This is a genomic window from Nocardia sp. NRRL WC-3656, from assembly GCF_000720265.1.
In the GTDB taxonomy this organism is placed as follows: Bacteria; Actinomycetota; Actinomycetes; order Mycobacteriales; family Mycobacteriaceae; genus Nocardia; species Nocardia nova.
This window is the reverse complement of the sequence record NZ_JOJF01000001.1, coordinates 545,438-561,073: the sequence shown is the minus strand read 5'-3', so window position 1 is coordinate 561,073 and position 15,636 is coordinate 545,438. Positions and strand designations below refer to the sequence as shown.

At 69.1% G+C, this 15,636-nt stretch carries 17 protein-coding genes; 5 read left to right on the top strand and 12 right to left on the bottom strand.

All coding sequences use genetic code 11. From position 1 onward, the window contains the following. Nucleotides 1–403: 403 nt before the first annotated feature. The 4 genes from pspA to pgsA form a co-directional block, all read right to left on the bottom strand. Entirely contained in the window at nucleotides 404–1,216 is an 813-nt protein-coding gene (gene pspA / locus IG65_RS0102735; RefSeq protein WP_030513206.1) for a phage shock protein PspA, read from the bottom strand. A 219-nt stretch (nucleotides 1,217–1,435) separates the two neighbouring features. Then, on the bottom strand, nucleotides 1,436–1,807 hold the full coding sequence (locus tag IG65_RS0102730) for a helix-turn-helix domain-containing protein (protein ID WP_030513205.1): 372 nt from the start codon (nucleotides 1,805–1,807) through the stop codon (nucleotides 1,436–1,438). A 146-nt stretch (nucleotides 1,808–1,953) separates the two neighbouring features. After that, nucleotides 1,954–2,481 (bottom strand): CinA family protein, encoded by a 528-nt coding sequence (locus tag IG65_RS0102725; protein WP_369801450.1) that lies wholly within the window; start codon nucleotides 2,479–2,481, stop codon nucleotides 1,954–1,956. 5 nt (nucleotides 2,482–2,486) lie between these two features. Continuing rightward, nucleotides 2,487–3,149: a CDP-diacylglycerol--glycerol-3-phosphate 3-phosphatidyltransferase gene (pgsA, locus tag IG65_RS0102720; RefSeq protein WP_036522992.1), complete on the bottom strand. Its 663-nt coding sequence runs from the start codon at nucleotides 3,147–3,149 to the stop codon at nucleotides 2,487–2,489. A gap of 119 nt (nucleotides 3,150–3,268) precedes the next feature. Here pgsA and IG65_RS0102715 point away from each other — a divergent pair, with 119 nt between their 5' ends. From IG65_RS0102715 to IG65_RS0102700, 4 genes are all read left to right on the top strand, one after another. Continuing rightward, entirely contained in the window at nucleotides 3,269–3,811 is a 543-nt protein-coding gene (locus IG65_RS0102715) for an amino-acid N-acetyltransferase (protein WP_030513202.1), read from the top strand. A gap of 17 nt (nucleotides 3,812–3,828) precedes the next feature. Then, nucleotides 3,829–4,131: a YciI family protein gene (locus tag IG65_RS0102710; RefSeq protein ID WP_030513201.1), complete on the top strand. Its 303-nt coding sequence runs from the start codon at nucleotides 3,829–3,831 to the stop codon at nucleotides 4,129–4,131. Between the two features lie 64 nt (nucleotides 4,132–4,195). Further along, complete coding sequence (locus IG65_RS0102705; RefSeq protein WP_030513200.1) at nucleotides 4,196–4,612, top strand: nuclear transport factor 2 family protein; 417 nt, start codon at nucleotides 4,196–4,198, stop codon at nucleotides 4,610–4,612. Between the two features lie 36 nt (nucleotides 4,613–4,648). After that, entirely contained in the window at nucleotides 4,649–5,074 is a 426-nt protein-coding gene (locus tag IG65_RS0102700) for a TIGR03668 family PPOX class F420-dependent oxidoreductase (protein ID WP_030513199.1), read from the top strand. Between the two features lie 16 nt (nucleotides 5,075–5,090). On the opposite strand, the gene IG65_RS0102695 is transcribed toward IG65_RS0102700, so the two are convergent. The 4 genes from IG65_RS0102695 to dapA form a co-directional block, all read right to left on the bottom strand. After that, nucleotides 5,091–7,679 carry a DNA translocase FtsK gene (locus tag IG65_RS0102695; RefSeq protein WP_036522755.1) on the bottom strand — a complete coding sequence of 863 codons (2,589 nt, stop codon included), beginning with the start codon at nucleotides 7,677–7,679 and terminating at the stop codon, nucleotides 5,091–5,093. A gap of 114 nt (nucleotides 7,680–7,793) precedes the next feature. After that, nucleotides 7,794–8,417 (bottom strand): TIGR03085 family metal-binding protein, encoded by a 624-nt coding sequence (locus IG65_RS0102690; protein WP_030513197.1) that lies wholly within the window; start codon nucleotides 8,415–8,417, stop codon nucleotides 7,794–7,796. A 132-nt stretch (nucleotides 8,418–8,549) separates the two neighbouring features. Next, on the bottom strand, nucleotides 8,550–10,610 hold the full coding sequence (locus IG65_RS0102685) for a ribonuclease J (RefSeq protein WP_030513196.1): 2,061 nt from the start codon (nucleotides 10,608–10,610) through the stop codon (nucleotides 8,550–8,552). Then, nucleotides 10,607–11,515 (bottom strand): 4-hydroxy-tetrahydrodipicolinate synthase, encoded by a 909-nt coding sequence (gene dapA / locus IG65_RS0102680; RefSeq protein WP_030513195.1) that lies wholly within the window; start codon nucleotides 11,513–11,515, stop codon nucleotides 10,607–10,609. Before dapA ends, IG65_RS0102685 begins: the two co-directional genes overlap by 4 nt. 147 nt (nucleotides 11,516–11,662) lie before the next feature. Between dapA and IG65_RS0102675 the strand changes: the two genes are divergently transcribed. Beyond that, complete coding sequence (locus tag IG65_RS0102675) at nucleotides 11,663–12,109, top strand: hypothetical protein (protein WP_030513194.1); 447 nt, start codon at nucleotides 11,663–11,665, stop codon at nucleotides 12,107–12,109. A 1-nt stretch (nucleotide 12,110) separates the two neighbouring features. Here IG65_RS0102675 and IG65_RS0102670 read toward each other — a convergent pair whose 3' ends face one another. From IG65_RS0102670 to IG65_RS0102655, 4 genes are all read right to left on the bottom strand, one after another. After that, entirely contained in the window at nucleotides 12,111–13,148 is a 1,038-nt protein-coding gene (locus tag IG65_RS0102670) for a hypothetical protein (RefSeq protein WP_030513193.1), read from the bottom strand. After that, nucleotides 13,132–14,433 (bottom strand): ATP-binding protein, encoded by a 1,302-nt coding sequence (locus IG65_RS0102665; RefSeq protein ID WP_156055463.1) that lies wholly within the window; start codon nucleotides 14,431–14,433, stop codon nucleotides 13,132–13,134. Before IG65_RS0102665 ends, IG65_RS0102670 begins: the two co-directional genes overlap by 17 nt. Further along, complete coding sequence (locus IG65_RS0102660; RefSeq protein ID WP_030513191.1) at nucleotides 14,397–15,053, bottom strand: response regulator transcription factor; 657 nt, start codon at nucleotides 15,051–15,053, stop codon at nucleotides 14,397–14,399. The genes IG65_RS0102665 and IG65_RS0102660 overlap by 37 nt, the downstream gene beginning before the upstream one ends. Nucleotides 15,054–15,178: 125 nt before the next feature. Then, nucleotides 15,179–15,631, bottom strand: a complete 453-nt coding sequence (locus IG65_RS0102655) for a flavodoxin family protein (RefSeq protein WP_030513190.1) — start codon at nucleotides 15,629–15,631, stop codon at nucleotides 15,179–15,181. Between the last annotated feature and the right edge of the window lie 5 nt (nucleotides 15,632–15,636).

Genomic DNA, 15,636 nt, shown 5'->3' with positions numbered 1-15,636 from the left:
TCCGGTCCGTACCCGTGTCGTCCACCGCCTCGGACGATCGACGGTGTGCACCGGCACCTTCAGGCTCGGCATACGCGGCGGATCCGGTCACGCCCGGCGGTGAGGGTGCGTCGACGCCGGTCACCGCGTTCTCCTCGAAAGCCGGTGAAGGCGCGGCCGCACCGGAAACGCGATGCCGCTCAATGGATTCGGCGATCGACTGCCACGCGGCGGCGTCGGCGACGGGTGGGGAGGTCGTCAGTGGCGTCCGCGCCGCATCGGCCGACGGTGCGGCGGAGGCGGGCGGCGCAGACGCGGCGCCGCGAGCGGATCGGGACCAGGGCCGCGCGCGGGTCGGCGCGGGCTCGTTACCTGCCCGCGTTCGTCCCATCTGCCCAGCCTTCCGATCGACCCGCTGCGCGCCTTACTGCTGCGCGGCCTGGCCCTTGTTCACCTGCGGCTGAGCCGGGTTGGCGATGGACTGACCGGCGGAGTCACCCGAGGGCAGCGCGTCGCCACGCATGGAGGCGCGGATCTGCTCGAGGCGGTTGTGGCCGGCCATCTGCACGCTGGCCTGCTGCACCTCCATCATGCGACCCTGCACGGTGTTCTGCGCGAGCTCGGCGGCGCCCAGCGCGTTGGCGTAGCGACGCTCGATCTTCTCGCGCACCGCGTCCAGGCTGGGGGTGCTGCCGGGTGCGGACAGCGTCGAATCCATCTGCTGCAGCGATGCGGAGACCTGCTCCTGCATCTTGGCCTGCTCGAGCTGGCTGAGCAGCTTGGTGCGCTCGGCGACCTTCTGCTGCAGCAGCATGGCGTTCTGCTCGACCGCCTTCTTGGCCTGGGCGGCGGCCTGCAGCGACTGGTCGTGCAGCACCTTCAGGTCCTCGACGGACTGTTCCGCGGTGACCAGCTGGGCCGCGAACGCCTCGGCGGCGTTGGTGTACTGGATCGCCTTGTCGGCGTCGCCGGCGGCATTGGCCTGATCGGCCAGCTGGACGGCCTGGCGCGCGTTGGCGTTGAGCTTCTCGACCTCGTCGAGCTGACGGTTGAGCTTCATCTCCAGCTGGCGCTGGTTACCGATCACGGACGCGGCCTGCTGCGACAGGGCCTGGTGTTGACGCTGGGCTTCCTCGATAGCCTGCTGAATCTGCACCTTCGGATCCGCATGCTCCTCGATCTTCGAATCGAAGAGGGCCATCAGGTACTTCCAGGCCTTCACGAACGGATTAGCCATCGATTGATCCCGCCTCCATCTGACTACGCCGCGCCCCAGCACGGCGGCGGTGCGCGACCGTCACGCACCCCTGTGTCCCTATCCTCCACGGCATCGGATCCGGGCTGCCGAACCACCCGTAACCGACGCTTACAGAGAATCTATCGGTTTCCGCTCCGTCGTACAGCCTTGCCGGCGCCGATCCGGCGCCGGCAGTTGTGATCGCCGGTTCGCGGCGAGTCACTTCGCTTGCACCAAGACCAGTTTCTCGGCCTTCGGGGCGGGAATCACGATCCGGGTGTCCTCGGCGATTCCCGCACGGGCCGACGCACTCGCGGCGGGCGCGGTGTCGGCGGTCTCCGTCGCGGGGGCCGGGGCGTCGGCGTCGGCCATGGTGGCGCTCACGTCGACCAGCACCTGCGACAGCGGCACGTCCAGCGCCTGGCAGATCGCGGCCAGCAGTTCGCTCGAGGCCTCTTTCCGGCCGCGTTCGACTTCGGACAGATAGCCCAGGCTCACGCGTGCCGACGTGGACACCTCGCGCAGGGTCCGGCTCTGGGCGATCCGAGCGCGCCGCAGACTCTCGCCGATGGCCTCTCGAAGCAGCGTCATCTCGTTCTCCTCACGTTCTCGCCTCACCGGGCCGAGCGCGACCGCCGTCGAGCGTGACGCACCCTCCGTCTACAGTGCCAACGTCGCATGCCACCCCGTTGGTTCCCGTCCGCGGGAACCGATCGGCAGCCACCGGAAAGCCGTCGTCAGCCGGTGCCGATGCGGTCGCCGCCACCGACGCGGCGCAGCAGCTCCGCGACGGCCGTGCGAACCGCGCTCATCCTGATCGTCCACCGGTCCCCGGCCAGCTGCAACCGCACCACCTCGGTCCCTTCGGGCCCGCTCAGCCCCAGGAAGACGGTGCCGACCGGGCAGCCGTTCTGCGGGTCCGGCCCGGCGACGCCGGTCAATCCGATTCCCCAGTCGGCCCCGCACACCGTGCGCGCGCCGACGGCGAGCTGTTCGGCGGTTCCCGCCGCGACCGGCCCGTCCGTGGCCAGGGTGTCCTCGCTCACGCCGGCCAGGCGATGTTTGAGATCGGTGGCGTAGACGATCACTCCGCCGCGCAACACCACACTGGCTCCCGGCACCCCCGCGATGGTGGCCGCGAGCAAACCGGCGGTCAGGGATTCGGCGGTGGCCACGGTCTGACCGATGCGGGTCAGCGTCGCCACCAGCTCGGCGGCCTCGGGGACAGCGGCCAGCGGGTCGGCGGCGGCCACCTCGGTGCCCACCGGCGTCACCGCCGCTCGACCGGCCGCGCCCACAATCGGGCCGCCTGCACCACGTAATCCAGTCCGGTCACCACGGTCAGCACCACGGCGACATACATCAGCGCCATTCCGGCGCTCGCCCACGCGTCCGCCAGCGGCAGCAGCAGAACGGCGATCGCCACCGACTGCACCAGGGTCTTGGCCTTACCGCCGCGGCCGGCCGGAATCACGCCGCGGCGCACCACCGCCAGTCGCAGCAACGTCACGCCGATCTCGCGGGCACAGATCACGACGGTGATCCACCACGGCAGATCGCCCAGCGCCGACAATCCGATCAGGGCCGCACCGATCAACGCCTTGTCGGCGATCGGATCCGCCAATTTGCCGAAGTCGGTGACCAGTCCGTACTTGCGCGCGAGCTGTCCGTCGATGCGGTCGGTGATGGCCGCGACGCCGAACAGCGCGGCCGCGGCGATCCGCCACCCGGTGTCGTGGCCGCCGGCGGCGAACAACGCCAGCAGGAAGATCGGCACGATCACGATGCGCAGGACCGTGAGAATGTTGGCGATGTTCATCAGTGGCACCGCGGACGGCTCGACCGTCCGCTTCGGTTGCGGCGGAACGAGATTCGCCCGCGCTCTGCCGGCCTCGGCCCAGGTCCGGTCCATGTCGTCGCTCTGCACGCTCACCGGCACCCCCGGACGGAATGCACGCAGCCGCGGCCCCCGGCGGATCGAGGCAGGCGGGCGGACGAGATGTGCGGCACTCCACCAGACTATCGGTTAACGACCCGACTACTGTGCACCCCATGACGACGCGGGCACACCACACTGATTCGATCGGCGCCACCGGCCCCGGCACCGTGGTCGTCCGACGCGCCCGCACCTCGGATGTGCCCGAGATCAAAAGCCTTGTCGACGTCTACGCGGGCCGCATTCTGCTGGAGAAGAATCTCGTCACACTCTACGAGTCGGTCCAGGAATTCTGGGTGGCCGAGGTCGACGGGCGCCTGGTCGGATGTGGCGCATTACACGTGCTGTGGGCCGATCTGGGCGAGGTGCGTACGGTCGCGGTCCACCCCGATGCCAAAGGACAGGGCGTCGGGCGCCTGATCGTGGATCAGCTGATCGCGACCGCCCGCGAACTCCAGCTGCAGCGATTGTTCGTGCTGACCTTCGAGGTGGAGTTCTTTTCCCGGCACGGGTTCGCCGAGATCGACGGCACGCCCGTCACGGCGGAAGTGTTCGCGGAGATGTGCCGCTCCTACGACACCGGTGTGGCCGAATTCCTCGACCTCAGCTACGTCAAGCCGAACACCCTCGGCAATACTCGAATGCTGTTGACCCTCTGAATCTTTCGGGAGCTCGCGTGCCGATCTTCGCCGTCCACTACACCTATTCCGATGCCACCGTCGCCGGGCGCGACGAGCGTCGGCCCCGCCATCGGGAATGGCTGTCTAATCTGGTCGACCGGGGTGTGGTCCTGTCGACCGGGCCGTATGCCGACGGCTCCGGCGCGCTGCTGCTGTTCCGCGCCGACGATGCCGCGGCGTTGGAGGAGCTGCTCGCGGCCGATCCGTTCGCCCGGGAGGGGCTGATCGACGCGAAGCGATTCCTGGAATGGACCCCGGTGATGGGCGCCTTCTCGGCACAGGCGGCGCCGAACGCCTAGGCAGGCGCGGCGAAGCCCGCTACGATGCTCGGCATAGTCAACCAGTTGCATATGCGAGGTGGCGATGCAGGCATTCCGACAGGCCGTGGAGGCACGTGACAGCGCGGCGATCGAGGCGTTGCTCGCCGAGAACGTCGTGTTCACCAGCCCGGTGGCGTTCAAGCCTTACCCCGGCCGGGCCATCACCGCCGCGATTCTGCGCGGCGTCATGCGGGTGTTCGAGGACTTCCGCTACGTCCGCGAGATCACCGACGCCGGCGGGCACGACTCGACGCTGATTTTCGAGGCGACGGTCGACGGTAAGCACGTCACCGGCGCGGATTTCATCCATACCGACGAGGCGGGCCGCATCGACGATCTGATGGTGATGGTCCGTCCGCTTTCGGCGGCCAATGCCCTGGCCGCGGCGATGGGTGCGCAGTTCGAGCGCATCCAGGCGGAGGCGGCCGAGCAGATCCAGCGAGAGAACGCGACGCTGTAGGCCACACCGCGCCGTCCGGCGATCTACCGTGAACCGGTGCGATTGGACCCCGATACGGCGCTGGCGCGAGTTCGCGCGGCCCGCGTGGCCCGGCTGGGTACGACCGATCCGACCGGCCGGCCCCACCTGGTGCCCGTGACCTTCGCGCTCTCTCCGACGGACCGCATCCTGGTCACCGCGGTCGATCAGAAGCCCAAATCGACGACGGATTTGCGGCGGCTGCGCAATATCGCGGCCGAGAACCGGGTCTCGGTGCTGGCCGACGAATACGACGAGGACTGGTCGCGGCTGTGGTGGGTCCGGCTCGACGGCACCGCCGCCGTCGCCACCGGCGACACCGAACGCGCGGAGGCGATCGCCTGGCTCACCGCGAAATACCCGCAGTATCGCGACAACGCCCCGCGCGGACCGGTCATCCGGGTCAAGATCCGGACCGTCACCGGCTGGGCCTACACCGGGTGAGGCCTACGCCGGGAGCCTAGGCATCGATCGCATCGGGTTCGGCCGCCGGCTCCGCCTCTCCACCGCCGCGGATCGAATACAGCAGTCCGTCCAGCTCATCGGGTTTGACGAGCACGTCGCGCGCCTTGGAGCCCTCGCTCGGGCCGACCACGCCGCGGGTCTCCATCAGATCCATCAGGCGGCCCGCCTTGGCGAATCCGACGCGCAGTTTGCGCTGCAGCATCGAGGTGGAACCGAACTGCGAGGTGACGACCAATTCGACGGCCTGCAGGAAGACGTCCAGATCGTCGCCGATATCCGGGTCGACGTCCTTCTTCTCCCCGGCCTTGGCGGTGGTGACGCCTTCCTGGTACTCGGGTTCGGCCTGATTCTTGGCGAAGTCGACGACGGCCTGAATCTCCTCGTCGGAGATGAACGCGCCCTGCAATCGGGTCGGCTTGGATGCGCCCATCGGCAGGAACAGGCCGTCGCCCATACCGATCAATTTCTCCGCACCCGGCTGGTCCAGGATGACGCGGGAGTCGGTGAGCGAGGACGTCGCGAACGCCAGCCGGGAGGGGACGTTGGTCTTGATCAGACCGGTCACCACGTCCACCGAGGGCCGCTGGGTCGCCAGCACCAGATGGATACCGGCCGCGCGCGCCTTCTGGGTGATACGCACGATGGCGTCCTCGACGTCGCGCGGCGCGGTCATCATCAGATCGGCCAGCTCGTCGACGATCGCCAAAATGTAGGGGTAGGGCCGGTACACGCGCTCGCTGCCCAGCGGCGTGGTGATCTGGCCCGATTTCACCTTCTTGTTGAAATCGTCGATGTGGCGGACCTTGCTGGCCTGCATGTCCTGATACCGCTGTTCCATCTCCTCCACCAGCCAGGCCAGCGCGGCAGCGGCCTTCTTGGGCTGGGTGATGATGGGCGTGATCAGATGCGGAATGCCTTCGTACGGCGTGAGTTCCACCATCTTCGGGTCGATGAGGATCATCCGGACCTCGTCCGGAGTGGCGCGGCCCAGCAGCGAGACCAGCATCGAGTTGACGAAACTCGACTTACCCGAACCGGTGGAACCGGCGACCAGCAGATGCGGCATCTTCGCCAGATTCGCGGAGACGAATTCGCCCTCGATGTTCTTGCCGAGGCCGATCACCAAGGGGTGGTGGTCGTTTCGCGTGGACGGCGCCTTGAGCACATCGGCCAGCCGGACCAGTTCGCGGTCGGCGTTCGGCACCTCGATACCGACCGCCGACTTGCCCGGAATCGGTGCGAGCAAACGCACATTCTCGGTGGCCACCGCATAAGCGATATTGCGGGCCAGGGCGGTGATCTTCTCGACCTTCACACCGGGGCCGAGTTCGACCTCGTACCGGGTGACCGTGGGACCGCGCACGAAACCGGTGACCGCCGCGTCGATCTTGAACTGCACCAGCACCTCGGTGATCGCCTCGATCATCGATTCGTTGGCGGCGCTGCGCTTCTTCGGCGGATCGCCGTCGGTCAGCAGGGTCAGCGGCGGCAGCTGATAATCCCCGTCGACCTCGCGGTCGGTGACGAATTCCAGTTGCTGCGGAGGCTGCGGCTCGGGTGTCTGGTCGACGACCTTCGGCGGCTTGCGCGTCTTGGGTTTGCTTGCGGGGGGCGGTGTTTCGTCCGGCTCGGCGATATCCTTCGCATCGCGCAACGGCGGTTCGCCGAGAACCTCGGTGACGGCGTCGGCGCCACCGAATTCGTCGGTCGGATAATTCTCCTCCGGGGTGCGGCGACGCCGCGAGGAACGGCTCTTGTGCATCGGAAAGCCGTCGGCGTCATAGTTTTCCGGGTCGTAGAGCCCGTATTGCCCGTCGTCGTCGCCGTATTCGGGATCGGGCAGGCCGAACAGTTCACGCAGCCGGTGCGGGACCTCGCGCACGGTCGTCCCGGTCACCAGCAGCAGTCCGAAGAGCATGGCCAGCAACAGCAGCGGCACCGCCAGCCACGCGGTGAGCCCGTTGCGAAGCGGCCCGCCCAGCACATAGCCGACGAAACCCGCCGCATGGGCGCGCCCGTGCGCATCGGACGGCGCGCCCGCGAAGATATGCCAGATTCCGAGCGCCGGCAGTCCCACCAGCAATCCGCCGAGCACCAGCCGGGGCCGGATCTCGGGCCGCGGTTCGGTGCGCATGAGCACCACCGCGATACCGGAGGCCACGAACGGCAGCACGGCGGCGGCGGATCCGGCGATCGCGCGCACCGCGGTGTCGACCCAGTGCCCCACCGGACCGCCCGCCGACATCCAGACCGCCGCCGCGATGACGACGCTGAAAGCGACCAGCGCCAACGCGATTCCGTCGCGGCGGTGACCGTGTTCGATCTCCCCCGCGCGGCTGATGGTGCGGGTGGTGGCGCCGAATCCGCGCGCCAGCACCGACCAGCCGTTGCCGATACCGCGTCCGAGCACCGCCAGCGGCGCGGTCTGCGGTGACCGGCGCACCGGCCGGCGGGTCGCGGTGGTGCGGCCACGCGGCGCCGATCGGGTGCGTCCGCCTCCCGAGCGAGTCCGCGCCGGAGCCCGCCCCCGGGTGGATCCCGCCCGCGAACTCGACGTCGTGGTGCCGCGGGACTTACCTGCCATGACCTCAGGCTAGCCGCAACAGCCCCATCGGGACCATCCGCAACACCCATCCCAACCACATCATTGCCGACCTCACAACGCCGTCAGCGGCCGGAAACGACGCGCGCGAAGGCCTCAGACGCTGCGATCGGAGGCGAAGACCGCGGCCACATCGTCCACCCCGCCGGCGGCATCGATGCGGACCTCGTTGCGCCCGAATGCGTGAAGCAGCAGTTCGGAGGGCTGCCCGGTGAGTACCACCGCATCGCCGCCGACGTTGTGCGCCGTCACGCGATCACCCTCCGGCGTCGCCAGCACGACGGTGACCGGGGATTTGCGATACGCCATCCGCGCCATCCGCCGCGTCGCCGACCACAACTTGCGCTCGTCCTCGGCCGACAAGGTGCGGGGCTTCCACTCCGGGTCGGCGCGGCGCACGTCCTCGTGGTGGACGAACATCTCGGTCAGGTTGACCACGGCGTCGACCGGCTTCAGCGGCGACCACCACGGCGGCCCGGTGCGGATCTGCTCCAGCAGTTCGGTGAACGGCTTCTCGGACACCTTCGCCTGCACCGAATCGAGATATCCCGCAAGAGGTTTCAGCAGAATCCCCGGCGCGGCCGCGGGATGGCGTTCCCGTACCACCAGATGCGCGGCCAGATCGTGCACCGTCCAGGTACCGCACAGGGTCGGGGCGTCGGGACCGACCGCCGTCATGGTCGACACCAGGGCCCGGCGTTCCCGTTGAGCCATACTCATGGGCCGAGCGTAATGGTTCCGAGCCCGGTGGAGGTAGGCAGCGTCACCCCACAGGTGTTCCTGCGCTTCATCGGCACTGCGCAGCGGCCCCGCCCGGGCTCATCGCTGCGGGCGGGGCCACATCCCGAAGGATCAGACGCCCATGACGGTCGGCACGATCATCGGGCGGCGGCGGTAGGTGTCGGCGACCCAGCGGCCCACCACGCGCCGCACACCCTGCGCGATGCGGTGCGTATCGGTGACACCCTCCCCGGCCAGGCGCAGCAGTTCGGCCTCCACCAGCTCCTGCGCACCCAGCAGCGCACCCGGATCGTCGGAGAAGCCGCGGCCGCTGACCTCGGGCGTGCTGACCGCCTTACCCGTGGTCTCGTCGACGACCACGGTGATCGCGATGAAACCGCCCTCACCGAGTACCAGACGGTCCGACAGCGTCGATTCACCCACGTCGCCGACCGACAAACCGTCGACGTAAACCTGCCCGACCGGATAGCGGCCGACGATCGAGGCGATGCCGTCGACCAGGTCGACCACCACACCGTCCTCGGCGAGCATGACCCGTTCCTCGGGCACGCCGGTCGCCACCGCGAGCGCGGCATTGGCGCGCAGATGCCGCCACTCGCCGTGCACCGGCATGGCATTCGTGGGGCGGACCGCGTTGTACAGGTAGAGCAGCTCACCGGCCGAGGCGTGCCCGGAGACGTGCACCTTCGCGCTCTGCTGGGTCACCACGGTGGCGCCCAGCCGGGCCAGGCCGTTGACCACCGCGAACACCGCGTTCTCGTTGCCCGGGATCAGCGAGGAGGCCAGCACCACCAGATCGTCGGCGCGGATGTTGATCTGACGATGGTCGCCGCGCGCCATCCGCGACAGCGCCGAGAGCGGTTCGCCCTGCGAGCCGGTCGAGATCAGCACCAGTTTGTGCACGGGCAGATTCGCGGCCTGATCCAGATCGACCACGATGCCCTCGGGAATGTTCAGATACCCGAGATCCTGCGCGATCTGCATATTGCGGACCATCGAACGACCGACGAAGCACACCCGCCGGTTGTAGCGCTGCGCCACGTCGACGACCTGCTGGATGCGATGGACGTGGCTGGCGAAGGAGGCCACGATCACGCGGCCCTTGGCCTTGCCGATCACACTGTCGAGGACCGGGCCGATCTCCCGTTCCGGAGTGACGAAGCCGGGGACCTCGGCGTTGGTCGAATCGACCAGGAACAGGTCCACACCCTCGTCGCCGAGGCGGGAGAACCCGGCCAGGTCGGTGAGGCGGCCGTCGAGCGGCAACTGATCGAGTTTGATGTCACCGGTGTGCAGGGCCAGTCCGGCCGGCGTGCGCACCGCGACCGCGATGGCGTCGGGAATGGAGTGGTTGACCGCGAAGTACTCGCAGTCGAACGGGCCGTGGGTGGTCCGCTGGCCCTCGATGACCTCGATCAGCTTGGGCTGCAGGCGATGTTCGCGGCATTTCGCGGCCACCAGCGCGAGCGTGAATTTCGAACCGACGACCGGGATGTCGGGACGCAGCCGCAACAGGAACGGCACCGCGCCGATGTGGTCCTCGTGCCCGTGGGTCAGCACCACGGCGGCCACCTCGTCGATCCGGTCCTCGATCGGCCGGAAGTCGGGCAGGATCAGGTCGACGCCGGGCTGCTGATCCTCGGGGAACAACACACCGCAGTCGACGATCAACATCGCGCCGTCGTATTCGAACACGGTCATATTGCGGCCGATTTCACCGATGCCGCCGAGGGCGTAGACGCGCAGGCCCTGCTTCGGCAGCTTGGGCGGCAGCCCGATCGGCAATTCCGACGAAACCGGCTGCGGCGCAGCCTGTTCCGTACGACCACGGCCCGACTGGCGGCCCCGGCCGGAACGCCGGGAACGGCCTCGGTCGCCGATCTGCTCGCCGCGCTGCGCGGGAGCCGATTCGCCGCGCTGTGCCGCGGGAGCGGTTTCGCGCTGGGCCGCGGGAGCAGATTCGCGTCGCTCAGGGGCGGTCCGGCGCTCGACGGCCGGTTCGGCGGCGCGCGCGGGCTCCGGCGGCGGCGCCTGTTGCGTCGCGGGCGCTGAAACCTCTTGCACCGCAGGCGCTTCGGGCTCCTTGCGCGGCGCGGGCGGCGGCGCCGGAGCCGGCGCTCCCGCCACTCGGCTCGCGGTCCGGCGCGGACGACGGTTCACCGGTTCACTCATGCAAGCACTCCCGCCAGCCGCAGTTCGGCGACGATCGATTCCAAGTTCACACCCACGGGCATCAGCTGCGGCAGCCGCGGCTCGCCGACATCCATTCCGAGCAGTCGCAGCGAGGATTTGATCAGGGCCACGCCGCCCACGCGGGCCATCGCGCGGTTGACCGGCAGCAGGCCGGCGTTGATGTCGCGCGCCAGCGCGACCTCACCGGCCGCGTACGCGTCGCGCAGCTGCACCAGCCGCTCCGGCACCAGATGCCCGATCACGCTGATGAATCCGACCGCGCCGACCGACAACCACGGCAGGTTGAGCACATCGTCCCCGGAGTAGTAGGCCAGTCCGGTGTCGGCGATCAGTTCCGCCCCCGCGCCCAGGTCGCCCTTGGCGTCCTTCACCGCGACGATATTCGGATGTTCGGCCAGGCGACGCAGCGTATCCGGGGCGATCGGCACGATCGAGCGCGGCGGAATGTCGTAGAGCGTCACCGGCAGATCGGTGGCATCGGCGACGGCGGTGAAATGCGCCAGCAGGCCTTCCTGTGACGGACGCGAGTAGTACGGCGTCACCACCAGCAAACCGTGCGCACCCGCACGCTCGGCGTTGCGAGCGAGCTCGATGCTGTGCGCGGTGTCGTAGGTGCCGGCGCCCGCGATGACGGTGGCGCGGTCGCCCACGGCGTCGACGACGGCGTGCAGCAGGTCGAACTTCTCCGATTCGGTGGTGGTCGGCGATTCCCCGGTGGTGCCGGAGATGGCGAGCAGGTCGACACCGCGGTCGACCAGGCGTGCGGCCAAGGCGACGCCGGAATCGACATCGAGCTTGCCCTCGGCGGTAAAGGGGGTCACCATCGCGACACCGACCGTGCCGGACGCGCGCAGCCCTATTCGCGTCGATTCACCGTTCGTCATGGTCAGAAAGGCTACCCGGTCGCGGAGACGACACCGAACCGTCGCCCGTGATATCGGCAGACATTCCGGTCACATTCCAGCAATGACAGCAACCGTGACGACATCCTGGCGGTGGCGTAATGTCACAAATGACGTCATACTGATGTCATGGATCTGAACAAGTACACCGCCCGCCTGCGCGACGATCTCATCGCGGCGGCCGCCCTGGGCGACGAGAAGACCCAGGCGACCGCCGCCGCGCTGGCCGCCGCCACCGAGAATTCGCTGCGGCTGACGCTGCTGGCCGCGCTCTCGGACCTGGCCGAGGAGGTCAACGCGACCCTCGACGATCGCACCGTGCACGTCTCGCTGTCGGGTACCGACGCGCAGGTGGAGGTACGCCGCATCGCGAGCGAGGAGTCGCACCCCACCTTCGAGGAGATGACCGGCGACATCAGCCGGGTCACCCTGCGCATGGTCGAGAATCTGAAGGCCCGGGCCGAGGAGGCCGCGACCCAGAGCGGTCAATCGCTGAATTCCTGGCTCTCCGGCGCGGTACAGGGCGCCCTGCGTGATCAGATGCGCAAGGGCGGCCCCGGGCGCTGCGACAGCTGAGTCAGTCCATCACCGTCACGGTGCCGGTGGGGCCGATCTCGGTGCGGCGGTCGTGGTCGGGCGCCTGCGCGAGCACCGTCGACAGCACCCGCCGCCCCGGCGGCAGGATGCGCACCGTCACCGAACCGGCGTTGGCCGCGTCCAATTCCCGTGTGGCGACGTCGATGACGCGTTCGCGCAACCACTTCGGCGCATCGGTGAACCCACCGTCGTCGAGCAGGACGACCTCCACCCCGCGTGCCCGCGCACCCCGCGCGGCACCGCTGAGCTCCTCGGTCATCAACTGCGGGGCGCGCAGTCCGTCGCGCAGTTCCGCCTCCAGGAGCCGGCACTGTTCCCGTTCACCGACGGTGAGGACCGCGCCGTCGGCGATCCGTTCCAGGATCGGGCGGGCCACCCGGTCCAGGCGCTCCAGCTGCCGCGTGCGTTCGCCGTCGGCGGCCGCCATCGTCGCCTCCGCGGCGGCCTGGGCGCTCGCTTCCTCGCGCAACCCCCGCAGCGAACGCTGGGTGGGTCGCATGATCTGCGCGAACACCGAGATGGCGATGACGGTGCCGATGGGCACGATCGCGGCGACGATCGCGCTCGCGTTCAGCCAGGCCCGCGCGCCGTCGACACCGATGACGACCGCGACTCCGGCCACGCCGAGCCACGCCGTGCCCATCCGGCCGCGCAGCACCAGCACGGCCAGCACATACGAGGTCGCGAAGGTGGTCCACACCATCTGCCGGGTTTCCGGTATGCCGGGAGCGACCGAGGTCAGGGCGGTGGCGACCGGTCCGGCGGCGGCGACGAAGATCGTCACGGTCCAGGGCAGCGGATCGCCGGGGACCACCAGCACCAGTGCACCGCCTACCACCATCACGATCAGCGCGGTCACCGCCGGCAGCGCAGTGGTGGAGTCGAGGTTGCGGACCATGTAGAGGGTGATGGTCCCCTCCAGCAGGACCAGAAACAGCCACGCGGTAGGACCGCGCAGTCCGAGCAGCTCACGCAACCCGAACGCTTGTTCACGACCGGATTCAGTGCGCACCGTCACCGCCCCATACCAAGGTCACAGCGGCGCCCTCCCCGGGTTGCGATTCCACGAATCCGGCGCCACCGGCCAGCTGGCGCATGCGGCCGAGAATGCTCACCGAGATGCCGAGGCGGTCCGCGGAGACCGCGTTCACGTCGAATCCCGCGCCGTCGTCGGTGAAGACGACCCGGATGCTGCCCGCGCTGATCGTGCAGGTCACCGTGCGCGTCACCGCGCGACCGGGCACTGCCGCGTGGCGCAGGCTGTTGCGGACCGCTTCGGCCAGGGCGGCGGCGAGGGTGCGCGCGGCGGCGGCGGGCATGCGCAGGTCGTCGAAGCCCGGCCAGGTCCTGGTGGTGAACCGAATGCCGGCATTCACCTCGTGCACCGAGGCGCGCAGGAAAGCCACGGCCGCACGAGCGTCGAGCATATCGGGTTCGCGCGATTCGACGCGGATCTCGTCGAGTTGGTCCAGGGTGCGTTCGGCCTGCCGGCGCAACACGTCCGAGGGTTCGCTGCCGCGCGAGGCGTCCAGCAGCGTGGAGAGAACGGCGTCGTGAATGAGGGCGGCGAAGCGGGCGCTCTCGTTGTCGCGCGCCGCGGCCGCGGCCGCTTCGGCAGCCTGTCTACTCGCCGCCACCGATTCGCGGTCCACCCGGGCCGCGGCCGACAGCGCCGAAACCACACACCACAGGAACAGCGCCGACAACCCGACGGCGCGGGCGAACGCGCTGAGCACGGACGCTGCCGTGAACTGTTCCGCCAGATAGATATTCGTCAACGCGACGGCCGCCGACCCGATCAGCAGATACGCCACCGCGACGAGCGCCGGCCACGCCAACGTCGCCGCGAGCACACCGAGTGGCAGCATCCGATACAGCCACACCGAATTCGCGCCGATGCTGTGGGTGTCGAGCCCGATCAGCATGGTCGCCACCGCGGACAGGAAGGCCACCGCGGCGCAACTCGACACCAGCCGGATGGTGCGCGGGCTCGACCGGATCGACAGCACGGCCAGGACCGGGAACAGTCCGAACGCCAGCGCGCTGGCACTCGGCGTCCACCAGGCGGGCGTGAACCGCGCCTGCTCGGTGATCTCCGGAAGATCGGCGAGGCCCATGATCACCCCACCCGCGCCGATCGAGAGCCCGAGCCGGCGCATGACGCGCTCCACCGCAGGCGTATCGGAGCGCACCTGCGCGCGGCCGGGAACCCGGATGCGGGCCGCGGCTGCGGTGCGTGCGAAGACTCCGGGTGCGTCGACCGCGATCATGCCTGGTTGTTGCGTTCGGGCACCGGAAGCCATCCGTCCTCCACCGCGCGCTTGTAGAGGTCGGTCTTGGTGGGCGCGGGGCGGCCGGCGTCGGCGTATTTCTGGCGGATCCGGCCCAGGTAGTCGTTGACCGTCTGTTCCGAGAGCCCGGTCAGCCGCGCCACCCGGGAAGCCTTCTCGCCGGATGCGTAGAGGGTCAGCACCTCCTGCTGACGCGGGCTCAATCCGACATCGCGCAGCTGCGGATCGCCGTCGATGGCGGCCGCCCAATCGGTGGTGACCACCTGTTCGCCGCTCGCGGCGGCGCGCACCGCGGCGACCACGGTCTGCACATCCTCGGATTTGCGCACCACGCCCAGCACCCCGGCGCGCGCGGCCGAGCGCACCAGGAACGGATTATCGGCTCCGGTGAACACCAGCACCTCGAGCCCGCGGTCGCGCAGGGCCTGCACATTGGACTGCGGGGTGGAGCCGTCGGCGAGCCGCAGATCGAGGATCACCAGATCCAGTTCCGGTGCCGCCGAGAGCAATTCGGACACCGTTCCGGCGGTGATGACCAGTTCCAGATCGCTTTCGCCGGCCAGCATGCTGGCCAGGCCGAGCGCGACCGACTCGTGGTCCTCGACCAGACCGATCCGCCGCGGTGGCGTCATATGGTCCTCACCCTTCCCGAAACCCGAACACCACGCCGCGCCCCGGCCGGGAACGCGACGTCCTGCCGTCGAGTATGACGGTGCCGGTGATATCGGTGTGAGACACCAGAAATCGGGTCACCGGCTCAGGCGGTCAATTGCGCCGCTATCGTCGCGCCCAGTTCCCAGCACTTCTCCCGGTCGTCCTTGCCCGGCTGACCGGTGACGATCACGGGCGCGGCGGCCTGTTGCCACCCCATCCCGGTCGTCACGGTCGTGATGCTGCGTTCGGCGCCCTCGGTGCCCTGATTGCCGTGGATGTACACCCCGAACGGCCGGCCGCGGGTGCTGTCGAGGCAGGGGTAGTAGAAGGTGTCGAAGGCGTGTTTGAGCGCGCCCGACATGTAGCCCAGATTGGCCGGCGTGCCCAGCACGTAGCCGTCGGCGGCGAGGACATCGCTCGCGGTCACCGCCAGCGCCGCCCGCCGCACCACCTCGACTCCCTCGATCTCGGGGTCGGTGGCGCCCGCGACCACCGCTTCGAACATGTCCTGCAGGAACGGCGAAGGCGTGTGATGGATGATCAGCAACGTCGGCACCCAGG